The 20,834-nt window shown below is 58.6% G+C and carries 18 protein-coding genes, 1 tRNA gene and 6 pseudogenes; 14 read left to right on the forward strand and 11 right to left on the reverse strand.

Annotated features, from left to right (window positions below):
• The first annotated feature begins 38 nt into the window (after positions 1-38).
• A complete protein-coding gene (gene dinB / locus sphantq_RS09865) occupies positions 39-1,130 on the forward strand; it encodes a DNA polymerase IV (protein ID WP_272798395.1) in 1,092 nt (363 codons plus the stop codon).
• A 71-nt stretch (positions 1,131-1,201) separates the two neighbouring features.
• Here dinB and sphantq_RS09870 read toward each other — a convergent pair whose 3' ends face one another.
• Entirely contained in the window at positions 1,202-2,008 is an 807-nt protein-coding gene (locus sphantq_RS09870) for a DUF1134 domain-containing protein (protein WP_272798396.1), read from the reverse strand.
• A gap of 222 nt (positions 2,009-2,230) precedes the next feature.
• Between sphantq_RS09870 and sphantq_RS09875 the strand changes: the two genes are divergently transcribed.
• The 5 genes from sphantq_RS09875 (at position 2,231) to sphantq_RS09895 (ending at position 5,606) form a co-directional block, all read left to right on the forward strand.
• Positions 2,231-2,322: transfer RNA gene (locus sphantq_RS09875), tRNA-Ser, on the forward strand.
• A gap of 203 nt (positions 2,323-2,525) precedes the next feature.
• Positions 2,526-3,203: a hypothetical protein gene (locus tag sphantq_RS09880; RefSeq protein ID WP_272798397.1), complete on the forward strand. Its 678-nt coding sequence runs from the start codon at positions 2,526-2,528 to the stop codon at positions 3,201-3,203.
• A 215-nt stretch (positions 3,204-3,418) separates the two neighbouring features.
• Positions 3,419-3,607 (forward strand): excisionase, encoded by a 189-nt coding sequence (locus sphantq_RS09885; RefSeq protein ID WP_272798398.1) that lies wholly within the window; start codon positions 3,419-3,421, stop codon positions 3,605-3,607.
• 158 nt (positions 3,608-3,765) lie between these two features.
• Positions 3,766-4,368: a hypothetical protein gene (locus sphantq_RS09890; RefSeq protein ID WP_272798399.1), complete on the forward strand. Its 603-nt coding sequence runs from the start codon at positions 3,766-3,768 to the stop codon at positions 4,366-4,368.
• A gap of 161 nt (positions 4,369-4,529) precedes the next feature.
• Entirely contained in the window at positions 4,530-5,606 is a 1,077-nt protein-coding gene (locus sphantq_RS09895; RefSeq protein WP_272798400.1) for a hypothetical protein, read from the forward strand.
• Positions 5,607-6,038: 432 nt separating this feature from the next.
• Here sphantq_RS09895 and tnpC (sphantq_RS09900) read toward each other — a convergent pair.
• The 6 genes and pseudogenes from tnpC (sphantq_RS09900) to sphantq_RS09920 all read right to left on the reverse strand — a co-directional run.
• Positions 6,039-7,596, reverse strand: a pseudogene (tnpC, locus tag sphantq_RS09900) (IS66 family transposase).
• A 50-nt stretch (positions 7,597-7,646) separates the two neighbouring features.
• Positions 7,647-7,973 carry an IS66 family insertion sequence element accessory protein TnpB gene (gene tnpB / locus sphantq_RS09905; protein WP_272798402.1) on the reverse strand — a complete coding sequence of 109 codons (327 nt, stop codon included), beginning with the start codon at positions 7,971-7,973 and terminating at the stop codon, positions 7,647-7,649.
• A pseudogene (locus sphantq_RS24305) lies at positions 7,970-8,113 on the reverse strand (transposase); the annotation flags it as partial. The pseudogene sphantq_RS24305 and the gene tnpB (sphantq_RS09905), both read right to left, overlap by 4 nt.
• Before the next feature lie 78 nt (positions 8,114-8,191).
• Complete coding sequence (gene istB, locus sphantq_RS09910) at positions 8,192-9,052, reverse strand: IS21-like element helper ATPase IstB (RefSeq protein WP_336314422.1); 861 nt, start codon at positions 9,050-9,052, stop codon at positions 8,192-8,194.
• Positions 9,049-10,313, reverse strand: a pseudogene (gene istA / locus sphantq_RS09915) (IS21 family transposase). Before istA (sphantq_RS09915) ends, istB (sphantq_RS09910) begins: the two are co-directional and overlap by 4 nt.
• Before the next feature lie 151 nt (positions 10,314-10,464).
• A pseudogene (locus sphantq_RS09920) lies at positions 10,465-10,635 on the reverse strand (IS66 family insertion sequence element accessory protein TnpB); the annotation flags it as partial.
• Between the two features lie 89 nt (positions 10,636-10,724).
• Between sphantq_RS09920 and tnpA the strand changes: the two are divergent.
• Positions 10,725-11,102: an IS66-like element accessory protein TnpA gene (gene tnpA / locus sphantq_RS09925; RefSeq protein WP_043152377.1), complete on the forward strand. Its 378-nt coding sequence runs from the start codon at positions 10,725-10,727 to the stop codon at positions 11,100-11,102.
• 5 nt (positions 11,103-11,107) lie between these two features.
• Positions 11,108-11,452 (forward strand): IS66 family insertion sequence element accessory protein TnpB, encoded by a 345-nt coding sequence (gene tnpB, locus sphantq_RS09930; RefSeq protein ID WP_443021473.1) that lies wholly within the window; start codon positions 11,108-11,110, stop codon positions 11,450-11,452.
• Here the strand turns inward: tnpB (sphantq_RS09930) and sphantq_RS09935 are convergent.
• Positions 11,404-12,155 (reverse strand): IS5 family transposase gene (locus sphantq_RS09935; protein ID WP_272798406.1). Its coding sequence is split into 2 segments (ribosomal slippage): positions 11,404-11,834 and positions 11,834-12,155, totalling 753 coding nucleotides; the frame shifts between segments, so codons are not numbered across the junction. The two genes, tnpB (sphantq_RS09930) and sphantq_RS09935, sit on opposite strands and share 49 nt — an antisense overlap.
• Positions 12,156-12,343: 188 nt before the next feature.
• Between sphantq_RS09935 and sphantq_RS09940 the strand changes: the two are divergent.
• From sphantq_RS09940 to sphantq_RS09960, 5 genes and pseudogenes are all read left to right on the forward strand, one after another.
• Positions 12,344-13,246: pseudogene (locus sphantq_RS09940) on the forward strand (IS66 family transposase); the annotation flags it as partial.
• Between the two features lie 112 nt (positions 13,247-13,358).
• On the forward strand, positions 13,359-14,873 hold the full coding sequence (gene istA, locus sphantq_RS09945) for an IS21 family transposase (protein ID WP_125999130.1): 1,515 nt from the start codon (positions 13,359-13,361) through the stop codon (positions 14,871-14,873).
• Positions 14,860-15,588 (forward strand): IS21-like element helper ATPase IstB, encoded by a 729-nt coding sequence (istB, locus tag sphantq_RS09950; protein WP_272798407.1) that lies wholly within the window; start codon positions 14,860-14,862, stop codon positions 15,586-15,588. Before istA (sphantq_RS09945) ends, istB (sphantq_RS09950) begins: the two co-directional genes overlap by 14 nt.
• 175 nt (positions 15,589-15,763) lie before the next feature.
• A pseudogene (gene tnpC / locus sphantq_RS09955) lies at positions 15,764-16,513 on the forward strand (IS66 family transposase); the annotation flags it as partial.
• A gap of 296 nt (positions 16,514-16,809) precedes the next feature.
• A complete protein-coding gene (locus tag sphantq_RS09960) occupies positions 16,810-17,079 on the forward strand; it encodes an integrase core domain-containing protein (protein WP_272798408.1) in 270 nt (89 codons plus the stop codon).
• A 49-nt stretch (positions 17,080-17,128) separates the two neighbouring features.
• Here sphantq_RS09960 and sphantq_RS09965 read toward each other — a convergent pair whose 3' ends face one another.
• Genes sphantq_RS09965 through sphantq_RS09975 form a run of 3 tightly spaced genes read right to left on the reverse strand, consistent with a single transcriptional unit; the run spans position 17,129 to position 19,422 of the window.
• Positions 17,129-18,172 (reverse strand): hypothetical protein, encoded by a 1,044-nt coding sequence (locus sphantq_RS09965; protein WP_272798409.1) that lies wholly within the window; start codon positions 18,170-18,172, stop codon positions 17,129-17,131.
• The gene (locus sphantq_RS09970) at positions 18,169-18,888 is read right to left on the reverse strand and encodes a CatB-related O-acetyltransferase (protein WP_272798410.1); all 720 of its coding nucleotides are present in this window, start codon (positions 18,886-18,888) and stop codon (positions 18,169-18,171) included. Before sphantq_RS09970 ends, sphantq_RS09965 begins: the two co-directional genes overlap by 4 nt.
• A gap of 54 nt (positions 18,889-18,942) precedes the next feature.
• A complete protein-coding gene (locus sphantq_RS09975) occupies positions 18,943-19,422 on the reverse strand; it encodes a hypothetical protein (protein ID WP_272798411.1) in 480 nt (159 codons plus the stop codon).
• Positions 19,423-19,757: 335 nt separating this feature from the next.
• Between sphantq_RS09975 and sphantq_RS09980 the strand changes: the two genes are divergently transcribed.
• Positions 19,758-20,675 carry a hypothetical protein gene (locus sphantq_RS09980; RefSeq protein ID WP_272798412.1) on the forward strand — a complete coding sequence of 306 codons (918 nt, stop codon included), beginning with the start codon at positions 19,758-19,760 and terminating at the stop codon, positions 20,673-20,675.
• The last annotated feature ends 159 nt before the right edge of the window (positions 20,676-20,834 follow it).

A 20,834-nucleotide genomic window follows, 5' to 3' on the forward strand; every position in this document is an offset into this window, starting at 1 on the left:
GTTTCCCTTTCGTTCCTGACTATGGCATAGACGATGGCATGGACGCCTCGCCGCCGCCGCTGCGCAAGATCATCCATGTCGACATGGACGCCTTTTATGCGTCGGTGGAGCAGCGCGACGATCCGTCATTGCGCGGATTGCCAATCGCGGTGGGTGGGGGCGGCCCGCGCGGCGTGGTGGCGACATGCAGCTATGAAGCCCGCACATTTGGCGTGCGATCCGCCATGCCGGGCGCGCGGGCGCGGCGGCTCTGCCCCGACCTGATCTTCGTACCGCCCCGTTTCGACGTCTATCGCACGGTATCGGGCCAGGTGCGGGAGATTTTCAGCCGCTTCACCGACATCGTCCAGCCGCTCTCGCTCGACGAAGCCTATCTGGACGTGACAGTGAACAAGCCGGGCATCGCGTCGGCGACGCAGGTGGCGGAAGAGATCAGGCGGATGATCCGGGAAGAGACGGGGCTGACCGCGTCGGCCGGCGTGTCCTACAACAAGCTGATCGCGAAGCTGGCGTCGGACCAGAACAAGCCCGACGGCGTTTGCGTGGTGCGGCCAAGTGAGGGGCCGGCCTTCATCGCGGCGATGCCGGTGCGGCGCATCCATGGCGTGGGACCGGTGACGGCCAAGCGGATGCAGGCGCTGGGGATCGAAACGGGCGCGGACCTGCGGGCGCGGGACATGCGATTTCTGCAGACGCATTTCGGCAGCGCAGCCGACTATTATTATCGCGCGGCGCGGGCGCAAGACGACCGGCCGGTGCGCGAGCGGGAGGGCCGCAAGTCGGTGAGCGTGGAGGACACTTTCTTCGACGATCTGGTCGAGGAGGCGGCGCTGGTGGCGGAGATCGAGCGGATCGCGGCGAGCCTGTGGACCCGGATCGAAAAGGCGCAGGCCTGGGGCCGGACCGTGGTGTTGAAGGTGAAGTTCGCCGATTTCCGCATCATCACCCGGTCACGGAGTTTTTCGACGCCGGTGCGGTCGCCGGACGTGCTGGCGCAGGCCGGGCGGGAATTGCTGGTCGCGCAACTGCCGCTGCGCATGGGCGCGCGGCTGCTGGGGTTGGGGGTGCATAATCTGGAGGGGGAAGAAGGGGGCGAGGCGCAGGGCGGGCAGTTGGCGCTGGGCTTATAAGGGGTGAGCGGGTGGCGCGCCCCCTGCGCCACCACCTGCGGCGGCGGTCCCCCTCCCCGTACCGGGGAGGATTAGAAGGGTAGCCAAGTGCGCTTTTCGCTGAACTTCATATAGCCCGCATTGACGCCCAAGCGGTAGCCGACGCCCAGGCGGATGGGGATCAGCACGACATTGCCCCAGCGCAGATAGGAGGCGGTGAAGCCGCCGACCAGATAGGCGGTGCCCTCCGCCGCGGGGAAGCGGTGGTAGAGATCCTGGGTATCGTAGAGATTATAGACGAGGACGAAGGTGTTGGCCGCATTGCCGCCGACGTCAAAGCCGATCGACGGGCCGGTCCAATAGACTTCGCGCTTGCCCTCCACCTTATGGTTGAGCGTGCCCGAACCGTAGCGCAGGCCCACGACAAAGGCGCCCGACGCTTCGCGACCGGCGATATAGGCGTTGGGGCGGCCCTGATCCTTCAGCACTTTTTCGATGAGGCCCGCGAGGCCCTCGGCGCCCTTGCCGAACACGCCTTCGGCCGCACCGATCAGGTCGTCTTCCTGATAGGATTCGGCGGGCGAAAGGGCGGCAGGCGGCGAATTGCTCGTCACCGGCGCGCCGGTGGCGGTATTGCCGGCGGCGCTGCCGGCTGGCGCTTCATAGGGGGTGACGCCGGGACTGATGCCCTGATTGACGCTGCTGTCGACGCCGGGATCGGTCGGCACGCTATTGACCGGCGGCGGCGGCGCGAGGTCGGAATCGATCGCCGTATTGGGATCGATCGTCTTGACCTGCGCCGAGGCGGCGATCGGCGTCAGCGCCATGCCCGCGAGCGCCGCGACCAGCGCCGTGGCGCGCGCGATACGGCCCCCTATCTGCCCGTTGATGCCGATCATGCCCGATACTCCCCGAAAAGCCCGCTTAAATGTCATATCATGGCATTGCGACCAGCAAGCTGAAACGACAATGAACGAACGGCGACCTGAGTCGATTCCGCGCCGGAACGAAAGAGGAAAGACGGCGAAAAATTCCGCAAACAGCCCGTTGCCATGCTGCAAAGCCCTCGCTATAGCCCCTGCCAGCCATTGCTCTCCTGTCTGGGTGGGCAAATTTCGTGCGGAGACGTGGGTGAGTGGCTGAAACCAGCGGTTTGCTAAACCGTCGTGGCCTTAAGGGGCCACCGAGGGTTCGAATCCCTCCGTCTCCGCCATTTTTTGTTGATTTTGCTAGATAATTTCCGCTTCGGCGGAGCTATGCCCATTTTTATGCCCACTTTTGGTTTGGCTTTGGGCGATCACTGACGGACGTAGACGCTGATCTGGCTTTCGATCGCTCGAAATTTTAATTCTGCATTGCCAATCTAGAATCTTCTCATATTGACTTCAGCCAGGAGCTTTTGCCTGGAGGGAACTCATGTCGGACGGCGGAGAAAGCAATTCAGTTTGCTTCGACGAAAGTTGGGTTCCTGCATCTAAAGCCCTCAAACTCGTCGAGCGCCAGCTTGGTGGTTCTGTCCAAGCCAAAGATATTCTGGCGGACCAATTGCGAGATGGGCATGTCAGGTCCGCTGCTCGACGAGGCTGGATCTCCGATGAACATACTATCGTTGCTGCATGGAAGGGCCAGCCTGCTGTAGATGACGAAACTTTAGAACATGATGTCGAACTTCCAGCGCTCACATGGCGGTCAAGCAAAAGGTGGGCGAGCGACCAAATGGAATGGCGATGGCCGGTCGACAAATTCTCCATCACTGAAACTTTGAAGCCTCGCTGGATTCATCTTTACGAGGGCGTTCATTTTTTTCTGAATGATGTCATGGCGCTGATCGCGTCCAACGATGATGATTCCCAAATTGCCAGCCGCCGGGGCGCGAAACGGGATGAGTTAAAATGGCGAAGCTTTTGGCATGCGGTGATTGATCTGGAGCGTGAAGATAGGCTGAATCGAGATATATTTTCGAGTCAGGCTGAGCTGTCATTAGAAATTAGAGAAAACATGGGTTTTGCTTTTGGCGAACGGGCTATTCGTACCGATGTTCGCATGATCTGGGACAAATATGTGAAAGACCAACGTCAGCGTTCGAGTGGTTGATCGGATCACCTTCAAAGCCTGAACTGGCAGTGCCAATAACCCCTGCCGTTCACGCGGTGTCCTCCTACTGTAACCATCATATTGGTCTGTGCTTACTGAATTAGTGCCAATTCGTGCCAGAATGGGGTCGTTCTAGGGTCAGCCGAATTCGCTGCGTGTCGCGCACTACCTACCTCGTCCGCAGGGCATTCCGGCCATGCGGGATGGAGGAAAGTATGGAACTGCTACTCAGCAACATAGATGCCCGATCTGCGCTTGGCGGGATTGGCAATACGAGTTTTTTTGCTCTTATAAATCAGGGCAAGCTGAAGCGCGTCAAGATTGGCCGGCGCACATTCGTCACGGTCGAAAGTGTGCGCGAGGTTGCGCAAGGTGCTGCTGATCCTGCTGCGCGGAAGAGCTAATCCTTGACCGGCGGCTAGGCTCTCCTAGCCACCCGTTCCGGCGCGCAACCCGCGCTATTCCCTCACCTTCAATATGCGCCGCTCCGATCCCTCGCCGGGTTCAGGAGATACATTTTTGCGCCCTACGAATGGGTGTGGAGCGGCGACAGGAGCATCTCATGTCTCGAAAATTTGGAAAAATGCGTCGCAGCCTGATGGATGCGCTCGCCGATTATACCCGAGAGTATCAGCACCGGATCGACAATCCGAAAGACCCCCGCTTTCGCGCCCCACAGGAGAAGGCAAACGGATACGCCGATAGGATGATCAACCGCGTCGGGAGGCGAGCAATTCGTCGCCCGGTCGAACTGCAATCCTTCATCACAGATGCCAGCGGAAGAGGCTGGTCGCCGGGGCCTGAGCTTCAAGCAATGGCCTTCGCTTGGTTAGCGACAGCCTTCTTCGGAATGCTGGGCGAGATCACCAAGACGCGTCGCAACCAGATCAGGCACATCGCGCACAAGCTCCAATATTCCTACGACGCCGGTGTGCCCAGTCGCTTCGTGGGTGGCTTTCTCCATCAGATCGGCGGGAGCCAGGAGGTCCAGCGACGCCGTGCTCTCGAGAAGGGACCGCGCGCGTCAGTGCCGGTTGCCAGACCTAAGCCGAAGCTGAGCGATAAGGCACTGGCCGCACGCCGCAGGAAAGTGCGTCGGAACATATCGGTTGCCGCGCGTCGTAAACGGTCACCGGGTGCCCGGATCGGCAAACGCGGCCTGTAAATCAGCATGTGCGCGTCCATGCTCATAGCATCGATGCGTCTATGCCCGCCTGCTTATCCAAGCTGGGTAAGCTCACCATGCACTATCATACCCCCACTAATATATATCCATATACCTACCTTATGATGGGTGTTGGTGGGGTAGATCGAGGAATCTGCCTCATGGGAAAATACGCACCACAGCATGAACGTAGCCATGCTGATACCCCTATCTGTGAATTTGAACCTACCAAGAAGGAGTCATCGCCCGAGCGTAAGCGCAAGCCGCCTGCCATCAAGTATCACCGGCCTCCCCGTGACCGTGCCGAGAGACAGCAGCGGATAGAGGCACTGCAACAATATAGCCAAGAGGCGGGGTTGCCATGGAATGCCCTCACCCCTACCGAGCGGGAGAAGAAAATTCAGTTCGGCACATGCGCCCGTGCTCGCAATCCCGGGAGGGCGAAGCACCTGTGTTCCATCACCGGCAAGATACTGGAGGAGCGGATTGCACGCTACCGGCATGGATTGTCCGCGCAAGCTGCCCGGCAGTTGGATATCCAACCGGGTTTGAGGACCGGCAATTTACGGGGCTGTGACCTGGATGCGCGGGCAACCCTGATGTTTGCTCTCGCCTCGGTGATGCGGCGGTTTTTCCGGCGCAACAAGCACCTCAACTTCTACTTTCTGACCTTCATCCACGATGACTGGCACCGCCTTAGCAGCCACCCTGTCCTGCCCCTAGATGATATCCGATCCCGGTTGCGAAACCTGATGCAGGGCAAAGGCCTGGAGTGGATCGCAACAATCGAAGTCGACGCGCTGAAAAACGTGCCTCGGACGGGTAAGGATCGTTGGCTGATACCCCATGTCCATATGATTGCGTGGACCGAGCAGGATTGGAGGCCATCAGACTTGGCGGATGATCTGGCGGCTTCGGGGCGGTTAGTATGTGCAACAGGCGCAGAGACCGTGGTGGGTCGGCGGATACAGCACCGCCATACGCTCAGCCACCTCTGCTACTACCTCCTGAAGCCGCCATACCAGTGCAAATCCCGTGGCTTCGACACTAAAAAGGGCCGGCACCGCCTCTATCATGTCTTGAAATATGTCCCGGCGCATCTCTCGATCGCCATGTGCCGGATGCTGTCGTCGGTGCATATCAAGCAGTTGATGATGGTCAGCGGACAGGAGGCAAAGGCCGTCCGGCGGCACGTGATGGTGCAGATGAAGCAAATCCCAGCCCGACAAAGACGGTGATCCTCAACACAAACGAGGGCAGCCCAGCGCGCGAATTCGCGCTCAAAGCGGTCGTCTGGTACGAGGATACGCACCCATATTACGCGTTTCGTTTGAGTCATCCGCGGCGCTTGCCGCGCTTTCGATGGTGAGCGGCCAGACCCAGCACAATCTCATGGTCATCGTCTTTGGCGTGGCGGGTGGTGAGGATCGATAAAAGCCGAAAAGTCGCCTCTTCTAACAGCTGCCGTTCAACCTCTCGCTATGGAGACGGCAGGAATGTCCCAAAGTTCGTCGCTCAGCGGACGTTTGCGGCCGAACGCGACATATGGCGAATGTGCAAATTTGCCATATGTCGTTACAGCGGAAACCTGCTTACATTGTCAGCGACAATCGTACTGAATTTCCGGGCCAGGCGGTCCTGCAGTGTAAGCGGGGCCTGGAGACCGCAGATCAGGCGGCTGCGGCGATCGGTTGCTGATCGGGCCGCCAGTTCCACGGCATGAGTTCATCCCAGCGGGTAGCAGGCCAGTTGCCAGCGATCCTGGCGATGACGTCGGCGATATAGGCCTGTGGTTCGATTGAGTTTGGCGCTCTCGATGACGGAATAGATGGCAGCGGCGCGATCGCCGCCTGCTTTTGAACCTGCGAACAACCAGTTTTTGCGACCCAGGGCCACGCAGCGCATGGCGCGCTCGGCTATGTTGTTATCGATTTCCAGACGTCCATCATCGAGAAAGCGCGTCAGAGCGACCCAGCGCTTGCGACCATAGGCAATGGCCTTGGCCATCTCGGATTTGGGCGAAAGGCGGCGCAGGGCATCGTCGAGCGCCTGGCGCAGTTCGTCGATCAGCGGCTTGGTGCGGTCCTGTCGGCTTCGTCGTCGGATATCGGGCTGGTGGCCGCGAACCTCCGCCTCGATCTCATAGAGCTGACCGATGCGTTCAAGCAGATCAGTGGTGAGCGGTGTCGGCTTGGTCGCATGAATGTCGAATATCTTGCGCCGGAAATGCGCCCAGCAGGCGACCTCGGTGACGCGGTTGGTGTCGTAGAGCTTGTCGTATCCGGCATAGCCTTCCGCCTGAAGATAGCCGGTGAAACTGGCCAGCTGCCGTTGGGGATGTGCGCCTGTCCGGTCGGTGGTGAACTCATACCAGACCAGCGGCGGGGTCATGGCACCGCAGCCCCGATCGTCGACGGCATAGGCCCAGAGCCTGCCGGTTGCCGCCTTGCCAAGTCCCGGATCGAGCATAGGGACCGGTGTATCGTCGGTGTGGATCTTTGAAGCGGTCAGTCCGGCCTCGCGGATGCGGTTGATGATCGGATCGAGCAGGACAGATGCCTGGCCGACCCAGCCAGCCAGCGTCGAGCGGTCGATCTCGATGCCCTGCGCGGCCATGATCTCGGCCTGGCGGTATAACGGAAGGTGATGGTCGAACTTGGAGACGACGACATGGGCCAGGGTACCGAAGGTCGCCTTGCCCCGCGCTATCGCCTTCACCGGCGCGGGCGCCTGCACGATCTTCTCGCACGCCCGGCAGCTATATTTGGGGCGGATGGTCCGAACGACGCGCCACTGCACCGGCACGGCATCGAGCATCTCGTCGCTATCCTGCCCTAGCGGCCGCAGCGCGCCGCCGCAGTCGGGACAGGTGCAGTTACCCTGCTCGGGCTCGATCCGCTGCTCCTCGCGCGGCAGATGAGCTGGTAGCGTCCGAACCGGTGGTGGCCGATCGACGGCTACTGGATCGCCTCGACGCGCGGCGGCGACGATGGCCTCGCCTTCGAGTTCTTCGAGCGCCAGCTCAAGCTGAGCAATCTGGGTATCGAGCTTCTCGGACGACTTGCCGAACTGCATCCGCTTGAGGCGCGCAATCTGCACGCGCAGCGTATCGATCAGGATGTCGCGGGCGGAAATATCGGCGTGGGCAGCTGCCAATGCAGCTTCAAGCTCGGCGATCCGAGCGTCTTTATCAGGGGTGGAAAGGCCTGCGTCCGACACCACGATCATATAGCAGATCGATGGTCGAAACGCTAATAAAGCACCAGAAAATGGGCGTTTTACCCCGCCAATGAAGGAGTGAAAGTGCGTTCAGGTCGCCGCCAGTCGATGCCTTCCAAGAGCATCGAAAGCTGCGCCGCCGTCATCACCACCGACCCCGTCTTGGTCGACGGCCACACGAAGCGCCCCCGGTCCATCCGCTTGGAAAACAGACACATGCCCTGGCCGTCGTACCAAAGCAGCTTCACCAGATCGCCGCGCTTGCCCCGGAAAGCGAACAGCGCACCGGAATGGGGGCTCTGCTCCAGAACCTGCTGCGTCATCACCGCCAGGCCGTCGAAACCCTTACCCAGGAAGATCCGCGTCGATGGCGGCAGCGGGATCATCGCGTCAGGATACCGATCACCCGTGACAGGGCATCGGCATCGACCGTGGCATCCACGCTCACCCTGATACCAGACGGCAGTTCGATGCCAATCACGCCGCCGCTGCTCGCTGCAACTGTCGGGACAGGCAAGGCTGGCTGGTGTCAACGGGCACCGAAGATTCCGCAAAAGTGGGCATCTAAAATTCCCTAGTTTGGCGGGAGGGTTTGTGTCGGTGATCAGCCGTGATGGAGATCGGGCTTTTCCTTTGCTGGCGGGCGGCCGCGCCGCTTTGGCAAGGGCGGCGGGTTGTTGGACGGTGCCATGCGCGCATGCTCGGGCAGCAGGTCGGCGTGCTGTCGCATGCGATAGCTGGAGCCCTCGATCTGGATGACCACAGCGTGGTGAAGAAGGCGGTCGAGCAGCGCGGTGGCCACCACCGGATCGCCAAAGACATCACCCCATTCGGCGAAGCCGCGGTTTGACGTCAGGATCATGGCACCCTTTTCATATCGGGCGTTGACGAGCTGGAAGAAGAGATTGCCGCCGCCGGGCGTGACGGGAAGATACCCGATCTCGTCGACGACGAGCAGGGAGGATCGGCATAGGAAGCGGATCTTCTCGCGCAACGTGCCCTCGCGTTCAGCCTTGGTCAGTGAAGCGATCAGATCGGCGAGCGGGATGAAGTAGACGCTCTTGCCCGCCTTCACGGCCTCGACGGCAAGGGCCGTGGCGATATGGCTTTTCCCGGTACCGGGCGGGCCCAGCAGATGCACCACCTCGGCCCGGTTGATGAAGTCCAGGCCAGCGAGCGCCAGGATGCGGTTCCGGTCGAGCGATGGCTGGAAGGAGAAGTCATATCCGTCCAGCGTCTTGATGATCGGCAGCCTTGCCATGCGCAGGGCTGCCTTGATCCTGCGGTTCTCCCGGAGCGACAGTTCTTCGTTCAGCAATATGTCGATGGCCTCGATGCCATCGATTTTGCCCTGCTCTATGCCGCGCAGGGTGGCGTCGAGCATCTCCAGGGCGCGTGGCATTTTGAGATGGGCCAGGCTGCGGCGGATATTATCGACGCGGGATGCGGCACCCCCATGGTTCATGGCCGTTCTCCCCGCGCCAGTTGGCTGCCGATCGCTTGATAGATGGCCAGGGAGCGCACGGTGACATGCTCGCCTACACGACCGATGGCGATTACCTCTTTACCATGGATACGGCGCTTGGCGCCGCTGCTGCCTGTCCGGTGCGCAGGATCGATCCTGCACTGCCGGCGCCCCTCAAGAACCGGGTGCTCGGCAATGACCTGGCCCCGGTCTACGATCCGGATCTTGTCGGGCAACTGCTGGATTTCGACGACGCGCCGGGTGCGATCGGGAACGCTGTAGTAATTGCCGCCGACCGAGACCATCCCATCGTGGCTGACGCGGCGCTCCAGCTTCAGAACAGCGTCAAAGCGGCCCGCCGGAAGCAGCTGCAACTCAGGCTGCTCGGCGGCGAAGGCTTCAGCAATAATCCGCTGCGTCGTGCCGTGGACACGGACGTTGGCGACGGTATCGAGCCAGTCGATCAGCTGGACATTGAGATCGTCCAGATTGCGGAAGCTCCGGCCCAGGAAGAAGTCCTTGCGGATATAGCTGAATGGCCGCTCGACCTTTCCCTTGGTCTTGGCCCGATAGGGACGGCAGGCGCGCGGCACGAAGCGATAATGCCCGGCCAGAGCCAGCAATGATCGATTGTAGATGATGTGGCCCTGATCATCTTCCCCGGTCACAGCGGTTTTCATGCGATCGTAGAGGATCTCGATCGGGACGCCGCCGAGCGCTTCAAAGGCCTGCATATGACAGCGCAATAGGCTTTGGAGATCCTGATGCATGACGTAGCGCGCAAACAGGAAGCGCGAATGTCCCAGCACCAGGCTGAACAGCCAGACGATCCGGCTGACGCCGGGCTCATCGGTAAATTCGACGACGAACCGGGCAAAGTCGACCTGTGCCTGCACGCCAGGCGGCGTCTCGAACCGAACCTCAAAGGGCTTAGGGCCGTTTTCCGCGGCCGGATTGCTGCCAGGAACCGCTTTACTGCGGTATAGGCGCCCATATATCCCAGCTCACGGATTTCCCGCGTCAGGCGCGCCGCCGTCAGATCGGGAAAGGCCGTCACTCGCTCACGCAAAAATTCCAGATAGGGTGCCAGTTTGTTCGGTCGACCCAGCATGCGAGGGCCGTAAACCGGGGCCTCGATGCCCCGTTCGATATATTTTCGGATGGTCTTGGGATCGCGACCAGTGCGTCGGGCAATGGCGGATATCGATACACCCTGCCGATGTAGTTCGAGGATCATCATCAATTCTCCAAGTCGGATCATCGGCCCCGTCTCCGCGTCTGCAAAGGAGATGAGGACAATGTCGGCTCATCTCATTCTGCCGGGGCTAGCCCCGGCAGAATGAGATGAAGGGGCCACCAACTAGGGAATTTTCAAAGCCCACTTTTGCGGAGAATTGCACGACCGATGACAGCTGCTCGCTAATCTGCACCTCCGCAAATGCCGGCTCGGCCAACTTGCGAACCCCGGCAAGCTCACCGGACATCGCCTGGCGCCGCCAAGTGTAGATCGAGCCGCTGCCGACATCATGGCGTTCACAGGCCGTACGCACGCAGCCCTCCGGGCCGAATGCATCCCGCAGCACGGATAGCTTCTGCTCTACCGTCCACCGCCGCGTACGCCTCCGGTAGCGGCCGCATTGTCGGTCGGATGTAGCCGGCGCATTGCGCGGGCATGGATGAGATAATCAGCGATGTGTTTCCGGGCGTTCGTCGCCTGGATGTATTGGAGACGGGCCGGCGTAGGCGTTGGACCGATGACGCAAAGCAACGGATCGTAGAGGAGGCGTTTCAGCGCGGCGTTTCAGTTTTGACGGTAGCGCGGCGCCATGATGTTGATCCATCCCAGATCTATGATTGGCGCAGACGGCTATTTCCGCAGATTTCCAGAGGGATATCCGGCTTTGCGCCGGTGGTTGTGACCCCTGATTGCCCAGTTCCGTCGTCACGCGGCCAGATGGAGATTGTTTGCGGCAATGGCCGCCGGATCATCGTCGACCGCGACGTCGATGTCGCCGCGCTGCTTCGGGTGCTGGCGGGGCTTGAAGGATGATCCCCGTGCCGAGCGATGCGAAGATCTGGATCGCGCTGGGTCACACAGACATGCGACGTGGCATGCGCGGTCTGGCGCTGCAGGTTCAGGAAAGTCTGAAGCGTGATCCTCATCAAGGGGATCTGTACATTTTCCGGGGGCGCAGCGGATCATTGATCAAGATTTTGTGGCACGACGATTTCGGCATGTCGTTATATGCAAAACGGCTCGAGAAGGGGCGTTTTGTTTGGCCTTCTGCGAAGGACGGTACGGTGCCGATTTCGGCCTCGGCACTGGCCTGCCTGCTAAGTCCTGTGGACATTTATCGCATGGCGATCTTCAAAGCTGCGAGGTTGATCATAGCTCGGTAGCTTTGATCGGTTTTCTCGTATCGGGTGGCGATCCGCCGGAATGTTTTGAGGCTGCAGAAGAAGTTCTCGACGAGGTGCCTCCAGCGATAAGCGTGAAAGTCGCATTCGATCTTTTGCTTTCGGTTCGATTTGGGAGGGATCACCGCTACAGCGCCTCGTTCGTTCAACTCGGTTCGCAACCAGTCTGCGTCGAAAGCCTTGTCTCCGAGGAACATATCGAATTCGACGTCCTGGATTAGCGGTTTCACTCCGACGAGGTCGTGGCTCTGGCCAGGCACCAGTACGAAACGGGCTAGGTTTCCCAGCGCATCTACCAACGCCACGATCTTTGTGGTCAGCCCTCCGCGCGACCGTCCGATCGCCTGACGATGAGTCCCCCCCTTGCGCCGGTGCCCTGCTGATGGACCCGGACGATCGTGCCGTCGATCATGGCATATTCAAAGTCGCGGTCGCCGGATAGCTGCTCAAATAGAAGGTCGAAGATCCCTTTCACCGCCCATCTGCGGAAGCGACGGAAATTGGAGTTCCAGTTGCCGAAGCTCTCCGGCAAGTCCCGCCACGGCGCTCCTGTCGCAGCGATCCATAAGACCGCATCGACAAATCTCCGATTGTCTGCGGCAGAACGGCCTCGGTCCCCGATTTTACCGGGAAGCGCAGGACGAACCCGTTCCCACTGCTCGTCGCTTATTCCGTGTCGATCCAAAATGACGCTCCCTTCGCCAGTCTTGAATCCGATCCACGCGAAAAAGGGAATCCCCTAAATGTCCACAGGCCTTAGAGGGCATTGACTGGCGCAACCCGCAGAAAGCCTGGCGTCCGAGCAAAGTTGGGTAGCATTTTTCTGGCGATTTTCCTTCGGGCTCAGGGCCGATTCTGCTAGGGATTCCGGCGATGGAGACGCTCTCGGCCCGCGATATGCAAGACCTGCGCGAGGCCGTTGCCCGCGCGGATCTGCGCGCCGTCGAGGCAGAGGCCAATGCCGCCCGCGTCCTGGCAATCAACGCTGATCTGATCGCCCGCAACGCCCATCTTGAGCTGCAAAACGAGAAGATGCGTCGCGCGCTGCACGGACCATCTTCGGAGCGTTCGCGCCGCCTGATCGACCAGATGGAACTCGAGTTCGAAGAGCTAGAGGCCACTGCAACCGAAGATGAGATCGCTGCGCAGCAGGCAGCTGCAAAAACGACCACTGTCGAAGCCTTCACACGCAAGCGTCAAACGCGCCGGGAGTTTCCGCCAGGTCTTCCCGTCGAGCGGGTCGTTATTCCCGCCGAGAAGAACTGTCCTTGCTGCGGTTCGGATAACCTGAGCAAGCTTGGCGAGAGCGTCATTCGTGCGCTTGAGACTGTGCCTGCCCAGCACAAGATCATCGAGACCGTGCGCGAGCGCTTTTCCTGCAGATCGTGCCAGACCATCACGCAGCCGCCAGCGCCGTTTCACGTCACGCCGCGCGCCATGTTTGGCCCGCATTTCCTCGCATGCCTTGCGTTCAACAAGTTCGGGCTGCACCAGCCACTCAATAGCCAGCGCGATCGCCTCGAGAGCCAGGGCATCCCGCTCAGCCTTTCGACGCTTGCCGATCAGATCGGTGCGATCGCTGCCGCTGTGAAGCCGGTTTTTCTGCTGCTCGAAGCGCACACGCTCGGTGCCGGGCGCCTCCACGGCGACGACACCACCGTGCCGCGCCTGGCAAAGTACAAGACCGACATCGCCCGGATGTGGACTTATGTCTGCGATGATGCGCCGTTTGCAGGTGGGCGGGCACCGGCGGCACTGTTCTACTATTCTAGGGACTGTGGATCGGCGTGCAAAAAGGACCCCGTTAGCGGGGTGATCGGCGTCTAAAAGGGACCCCTCATTTCGATGGTTTAAGCAGCCGGCTGGATTTTCAGGCGGCGAGATCGGGATGTTGGTTTTGGAGACAGTTTTACGGATCCGGCGCGAGTATGCCGGAGGCAAGGCGATCAAGGCGATCGCACGGGATCTGCATGTGTCGCGGAAGGTCATCCGCAAAGCGGTCCGAGCGCCGGAGGGCGCCTTTGATTATCAGCGCAAGGTTCAGCCGCTGCCCAGGATCGGTCCGTTTCAGGAGCGCCTGAACACGCTGCTGGAAGAGAACGAGCTGCGCGGCAGGCGTGACCGGCTGCGGATGACGCGGATCCATGACCTGCTGGTGCGCGAAGGCTTTGAGGGTTCTTACGATGCGGTGCGGCGCTATACGACGCGCTGGAAGATCGAGCGGCGCAAAGATGCCGGCGATGGTGTCACGGCCTTCATCCCGCTGATGTTCAGGCCAGGCGAGGCCTACCAGTTCGACTGGAGCCATGAAGATGTTGAGATCGCCGGGGCACCGATGCGGGTGAAGGTCGCGCATATGCGACTGTGTGCCTCACGCGCGGTCTATGTCCGGGCTTATCCTCGTGAGAGCCAGGAGATGCTGTTCGACGCGCATGCGCGCGGCTTTGCTTTCTTCGGCGGCGTGCCAGGGCGCGGCATCTACGATAATATGAAGACGGCTGTGACGAGCGTGTTCACCGGCAAGGAACGCGTCTTCAACCGGCGGTTCCTGATCATGACCGACCATTATATGGTCGAGCCCACGGCCTGCTCGCCTGCGGCGGGATGGGAGAAGGGTCAGGTCGAGAACCAGGTGCAGACGATCCGGGGTCGCTTCTTCCAGCCCCGGTTGCGGTTCGCCAGTCTCGAAGAGCTCAATGGCTGGCTGGAGGCCGAGTGTCGGCGCTGGGCGGAACGGCAGCCCCATCCCGAACAGGGAGAGCTGACCGTGGCGCAGATGCTGGAGATCGAACGATCTGCGCTGCAGCCGATGCTGGGACCGTTCGACGGCTTCAATGAGAGCGAGCATGCTGTGACCGGCACCTGCCTGATCAGCTTCGACCGCAATCGCTACTCGGTGCTATCGACGGTGGCACGACGCACGGTGCAGGTCCGCGCCTATGCCGATCGCATCGTCGTTCGCTGCGGCGAAGAGGTTGTCGCTGAACATCCTCGCTACTTTGGGCGCAACCGCACGATCTATGACCCCTGGCATTATCTGCCAGTGCTGGCCCGCAAGCCTGGCGCGCTGCGGAACGGTGCCCCCTTCCAGGACTGGGATCTGCCACCGGCGCTTGCCCGCCTGCGCCGCAAGCTGGGTAATGGCGACGATGCCGATCGCCGGTTCGTCCGTGTGTTGTCGGCCGTACTGACCGATGGCCTGGAGCCTGTCGAAGCCGCTGTGCGTGAGGCACTGGCGACGGGCACGGCAAGCGACGACCTGATCCTCAACATCCTGGCACGACGCCGGGAACCGCCGCGTCCTCTGACGATCATCACCTCCGAGGATAGCGCTCTGCGCCATCCCCCGATCGCCGACTGTGCCCGTTACGACCAGCTGAGGACCTTCGATGCAGCGGCATGATATGATCGAGGCCATGCGCGGGCTTGGACTCAAGGGCATGGCGGGCGCGTTCGACGATGCCGTCACCACCGGCCTTCAGCGCCAGCGCACCACCATGGAGATACTGACCGATCTCCTGCGAGCGGAGGCGACGCATCGTCATGCCGCGTCGATCCGATACCGGATGGCCGCTGCCAGGCTGCCAGTCGTAAAGGACATCGATGCCTTCCGGTTCGAGGGTACCCCGATCAACGAGGGGCTTGTGCGTTCATTGCACAGCGGCGCGTTCCTGCCCGCACGGCGCAATATCGTCCTGGTCGGCGGCACAGGCACAGGAAAGACCCATCTGGCCATCGCCATCACCGCCAATGTAGTGCGCTCCGGCGCCCGAGGCCGCTACTTCAACACGGTCGATCTGGTGACCCGCCTCGAAGAGGAGGCCAGGATCGGCAAGAGTGGCGCTCTCGCCGCCCAGCTATCCCGCCTCGATCTGATCGTGCTCGATGAACTGGGCTATCTGCCGTTCGCCCGATCAGGCGGCCAGCTGCTGTTCCACCTGATCAGCAAACTCTATGAGCAGACCAGCGTCATCATCACCACCAACCTCGCCTTTGGCGAGTGGCCCACCGTGTTCGGCGATCCCAAGATGACCACCGCGCTCCTCGACCGCGTCACCCATCATTGCGACATCGTCGAGACCGGCAATGACAGCTGGCGCTTCAAAAACCGCAGCTGATCCCCCCCAGCACCGATCAATTAGAAGATGTTTTGCGCTGCGCGCGCCTCCGGTCGGGCTACGCCCTCCCTACGCCGCGCGCAGCGCAAGGAAGCCCGTCACATCAACGCTCCGCCATCCTGACAGGGGGTCCCTTTTGCGCGCCGATAAGGGGTCCCGTTTGCACGCCGATTGACATTCTAGGGACCGCAAGGGCGAGCACAGCCGGGGGCATCTCACTGGCTATCGGGGCATCCTTCAAGCCGACAATTATGCCGGCTATAACGCGCTTTATGACCCCGGTCGGGCCGAAGGGACGATTACCCACGCTGCCTGTTGGGCCCATGCGAGGCGATACTTCTTCGAACTTGCCGACATCGCCACCCAGTTGAAGCGTAAACCTGGCAAGCGTGTCGTCATCTCGCCACTTGCGATTGAGGCCGTACAGCGCATCGACCGCATCTTCGCTATCGAGCGCGATATCAACGGCAGTCCTGCCGCCGAACGGCATGCCGTGCGCCAAATCCTGTCAGCCCCGCTGGTCGCGGAGCTGGGTGACTGGATGCGTGAACAGCGCGGGCTGCTCTCCTCTAAGGACGCAGTCGGCAAAAAGATGGATTACATGCTCAACGCATGGCCCGCTTTTACCGCATTCCTCGAAGATGGCCGGATATGTCTCACGAACAACGCCGCCGAACGCGCCCTGAGAGCCATTGCAAGAGGAAGAAAAGCTTGGTTGTTCGTCGGTTCTGACCGTGGCGGTGAGCGCGCCGCAATGATGTACACCCTCATCGCCACTTGCAAACTCAACGATGTCGATCCCCTCGTCTGGCTAACCGACGTGCTCACGCGGATCGCTGACATATCCCAGAACCGCCTCCATGAGTTGCTGCCATGGACCTGGAAACACCTGCGCGAAAAGATCGATACCGCTCAGGCGGCCTGATTTGCCAGCAGCGTAAACCCGATCTCACAGGAATATCGGTAGCGATACTCCTATGAGGTCTTACCTCAAAAATGCTGCGCGCCTGCGGTCCACACCGGATGCGTACACCGCCGCCGCCCCGACACCCGGCTAACGACCTCGATCCGACTACTCATACGATTACTCATATGACTACTCGCCCGTTCGCTTGCTGAATCCTCGATCTCGTCCGACACCCGCCACCTCGCTAAAAGAGCGGCAATCATCCCGGCGAATGGGCACCGCGCAAGGCGGCCCTCAGGCCCCGCTTACCTGCAGTGAGCCAGCAAGAACAAGGTCGAGGACATTATATCGACACCGGGAAGCCCCAGCAGAATGGCTTCACCGAGAGCATCAACGCGATGAGCTGCTTAAGAGGAACTGTTCAACAGCTTGGCGGAAGCACGTCGACGCCGGCCATCTGGCGCTACGACTACAACCATGTCCGGCCCCACTCATCTTTGGAAAATGAACGCCTGCGCAAGCGCGCCGGAATATTCAACTGCAAGATCCTCATAATGACCGAGGGGCCACCGGAGGGCGGCTGATAGTCTAACAATTCTCAATATTAAATTGTGAAAATAAATAAAAATGAATTTATGAATTTTCCAAAACAATTAGCTTTAACTTTTTAGAAAAATACCTTTTTTTATCAATCGAATTAACCCTAGAAGCGTGCATTATTACATTATCACACGTTAAAGAATAACCCCTAACTTTTCCGCCAGTTATTTCATTAATGCCGATAACTGCATGAAATGCACAATCATATATTGATCGCAGTTCACGATAAAGATTCAGCGCCTCTTGAGCGAATCGCGAAACAGACAAACTGAACAGCGCATTGCATTCGCGATATATTGCGAGCGCCATTTCATGCTCACTTTTAATCTGGCAGATAAAGCCGAGCAGAAGCATTCCGCGGATGGCGTTGTAAGTCGCCAGCGGCGCAATAGAGAGATCGGAAGCCTGCTCGCGGATTTGCGAAAGGGTGTTAAGCAGCGGCCCTAACTGACCTGCATCCAGTTGATGGTGCCAACAAGCCGTCAGATAAGAAATAAAGCTTTCCTTATCGAGTTCATGCCTGAACGACTCCCGAGCCTCATTCAGCATGATCAGCGCCGTTGCCTTTGTGGAAGCGTCCTCCCGCTCTAGAGACTGATAAGCGACAGGAAGAAGACAGTGCAGTTTCAGCCTACTATCTCTTTGGATGCCAAAACTCTGAATAGCCGAAAACATCAAAGTTTCGTAATCGGCTATTTTGCCGGTCCAGCGGATATTCCGGCGAATTTCCCGCTCGTTAACACATACCAATCGATCGAGAAAATAGGTATCGGTCGTGAAGCGGATGCGATACGTGGCAGCTCCATCCTGCAGCAGCAAATGGACCTTTTCGATGCAGACATCGGGCGTGATAGGCGCCGATATCGTTAAGATATTTCCTTCCTTTTCAATGGAAGCGCGAATATTATTCGATTTACCGTCGACATAGCGCTCAAGAAAAATAAATTCTCCATCCACATGTCTTTTTTGAATTAATTCAACGATATAGCGCCCGCCGCGAACAACGCCATATTTAATTTCCATAGCAGAAGATGGCAGTTTTTTGGTGCCTAATAGCGAAGTCACTTCGAACGTCATGCGAATTCTCTCAGATAATTTGATAGATCGGATGCAATATCAATCCACCCCGGTTCAAATTTGACAATACTGTTCTGGGCTATACGATCCTCGAGCCCGTCCAGAAAATCGCTCACGCTGTTCATGGGCAAATCGCCAAAGTCGGCAAAATTATACTCCCACCATCGACTAGCTTTTATTCGTTCGCACAGTTCCGCGTTGAAGCGCATTCGAATGATTTTAGCAGGAGCTCCTCCGACAATAGCGAAGTCTGGCACAGACTTCGTGACGACAGAACCAGCTGCTACGATCGCACCGCTCCCAATGCGGATGCCGTCGCGGAGAAGAACGCCTTGGCCAATCCAAACGTCATTTCCGATTTCCACGGGGCGAGGCTGCGCTGGAAATGGCGGCAGTACGACCCGCTTTCCAAATTCCGCCATTGCAAATTCCCTTGCATAGGGCCGGAACGCGCACACATTCGACGTAATCCAATCTGTCGGATGATTCAGGCCCATCACGCGCAATCCTTCGGCGAGACTGCAAAAACGACCGATCTTCGTAGCCTGAGGCAAGCCATTGGAACGAGAATATGAATAGGCACCCATACTAATAAATTGCTTGCCAGGCATCGTGGCATAACGCTCAACAACTACGCCGTTCTCTACGCTAAAACGCTGCCCATATTCGTAGACCCCTTCAACTTTATAGGGATGCGCCAAGAATATTTTATTCATGCGAAAATATTCTTCAACAATTTTAGAATATTTAAATCTAGTTGACGCCATCGCTCAATTTTCGCTCCAAAAACATTTATCATGCTCGCTCGACACTAAAACATTGCCTTCGGAGCCGAGAATAAACTCAACCTCTAGAGCGCTAGCAACGTACTCAGCGACAGGATGCAAAGCGTCAGCATCACCCCGTGCGCATTTCTCGCCTTCTGCGGCGGCACAGGTCAAGGAAGCCAAACGAAGCTGCGGAATTTGATCTCCCGGATAGAAGTCCACAGCAGTAATGGAGCTCCCAACCGACTTCCAGATGGCATCGAACCGAGTTTCCTCGGTGTCCGGCAGGAAACGCACGATGAGATGGTGCGCATCAGACAGGATGCTGAATTTGCTAGTCATCTGGCTTCTGATAAGATGATGATTAGGAGTGATGTCAGCAGAATAGCCCTCATGCAAGCTTCTTTGCGCAAAAGTCAGGATGGGCGGTTTACGGCTTATGCCCAGCGCATCCCCCGGCGGGAAACCCTTTACGTTGATCAATCTCTAACCCTCGATCAACCTAAATTTTTCGTTCAGTCGTCAAATGAGGACAGACCATGCACAAATTTCTCACGAAGTATCTGCCGACCTGTGGCGTCGCCCTGGGTCTTTTCATGAGTAGCAATGCGTCGGCCCAGTCGCTGGTGTCTGAGGCACCAATGTGTCGCGGACGTGTATCGCTGAGAAAAAGTTGCGCCAATGGACTATGCTCCGAAGGAGCATCGATCGTCAGCCAGGGTGGGTGGCATGGCTTGGGATTATGTATACGGGATCTACGCGATCTATTGTCTCGAAAGGGGCCGCAGAGCGTTGCGCTAGTCGGCGGGAAATACAAGGTGAGAGCCGATCAGTTAGCGCTCAATGCGATGCTGTCAGGCATTATGGAGGCGAAAATCGGACGATGGTCCGACCGCGAGAAGCGCTACCTGCCACTCGCCAATGGCGATCGCATAAGCGCCGAAGACAAGGTGGCGATACTCAATAGCAAGCGGCACGCTTTCAACGGCATGAGTCAGACCGAATTAGCCGCGTCTCTAGATGGCTTGGCACGGGTATCTGCTCGTGGCGGTGCGGGCGCACGGAAAGCGACGGAATTTTACAAAGCCGTCTCCCAGGCCGCACTAAATGTTGTTATAACTCCCGTGGACAGAGGCGGTCTTGCGACCTTCATCACCTGCACCGACGGAGCGCGCAGATGCGCGTGGTATCATTCTGTGACCAGCCAAGGTGCCAACGTCGCTCGGCGAGGAGCGTTGAACCAGCACCTGCATGTCGTGCGGGATCTGCTAAGGCTAGCAAACGGCAACAAAGATTTCGGGTATCTTACGGACTATGCCTCATACGGCCTCAACCAGCTGTTCATCGGACCGGATGGCGAGCAAGTGTCAAACATTCCCACCTTTGCCACTTTCTTGGGACCTAAGGGGCCGCAGGGCAGAGGGGCTTTTCTGACTTATGGATTCGACGCCAAGCCGAATGGACTGACAACATATTTCCTGAGTCAGGCGCAGAAAAATTGTCATTACGCTATCCATGATCTCGATCTTCTGGCTGCAATTTTAAAGCAGCCCACTATGGCAAGGACCATTGCTGCAGCGAAAGCACTTTCAACTGGATCGGCCGTTTTCAAGGCGGACCAAGCATTGCGGGCGATTGACGATACAGGAAATTCGGGTTCAAGCGAATTTGTTTGCAACCCTAGTTTCAACTATGGAAAATCAGCAACAGGCAGATTTTTTGCAAAACATTTTTAAATTTCGTCCACAAGAATTGCGTTGCTTGAAATCCAGAGCAGACAGTCAATGCTTCGCGTGACGTTGACCCAAATTATGACACATCGGCAGATTTTTCGTTATTTTGACTTAATGATGGACGTAGAATGCTGCGACTACTACTGCGCGGAAAAATTCACA

It is taken from the genome of Sphingobium sp. AntQ-1, from assembly GCF_028538045.1.
In the GTDB taxonomy this organism is placed as follows: domain Bacteria; phylum Pseudomonadota; class Alphaproteobacteria; order Sphingomonadales; family Sphingomonadaceae; genus Sphingobium; species Sphingobium cupriresistens.

What these genes read in the sequence shown, in the direction of transcription:
- sphantq_RS09880 (WP_272798397.1), top strand. Translation starts at nt 2,526, where the DNA reads ATGTCGGACGGCGGAGAAAGCAATTCAGTTTGCTTCGACGAAAGTTGG.
- sphantq_RS09870 (WP_272798396.1), bottom strand. Translation starts at nt 2,008, where the DNA reads ATGATCGGCATCAACGGGCAGATAGGGGGCCGTATCGCGCGCGCCACG.
- sphantq_RS09970 (WP_272798410.1), bottom strand. Translation starts at nt 18,888, where the DNA reads ATGAATAAAATATTCTTGGCGCATCCCTATAAAGTTGAAGGGGTCTAC.
- sphantq_RS09890 (WP_272798399.1), top strand. Translation starts at nt 3,766, where the DNA reads ATGTCTCGAAAATTTGGAAAAATGCGTCGCAGCCTGATGGATGCGCTC.
- tnpA (WP_043152377.1), top strand. Translation starts at nt 10,725, where the DNA reads ATGGATGAGATAATCAGCGATGTGTTTCCGGGCGTTCGTCGCCTGGAT.
- sphantq_RS09885 (WP_272798398.1), top strand. Translation starts at nt 3,419, where the DNA reads ATGGAACTGCTACTCAGCAACATAGATGCCCGATCTGCGCTTGGCGGG.
- sphantq_RS09895 (WP_272798400.1), top strand. Translation starts at nt 4,530, where the DNA reads ATGGGAAAATACGCACCACAGCATGAACGTAGCCATGCTGATACCCCT.
- dinB (WP_272798395.1), top strand. Translation starts at nt 39, where the DNA reads ATGGACGCCTCGCCGCCGCCGCTGCGCAAGATCATCCATGTCGACATG.
- tnpB (WP_272798402.1), bottom strand. Translation starts at nt 7,973, where the DNA reads ATGATCCCGCTGCCGCCATCGACGCGGATCTTCCTGGGTAAGGGTTTC.
- sphantq_RS09965 (WP_272798409.1), bottom strand. Translation starts at nt 18,172, where the DNA reads ATGACGTTCGAAGTGACTTCGCTATTAGGCACCAAAAAACTGCCATCT.
- istA (WP_125999130.1), top strand. Translation starts at nt 13,359, where the DNA reads ATGTTGGTTTTGGAGACAGTTTTACGGATCCGGCGCGAGTATGCCGGA.
- istB (WP_336314422.1), bottom strand. Translation starts at nt 9,052, where the DNA reads ATGAACCATGGGGGTGCCGCATCCCGCGTCGATAATATCCGCCGCAGC.
- istB (WP_272798407.1), top strand. Translation starts at nt 14,860, where the DNA reads ATGCAGCGGCATGATATGATCGAGGCCATGCGCGGGCTTGGACTCAAG.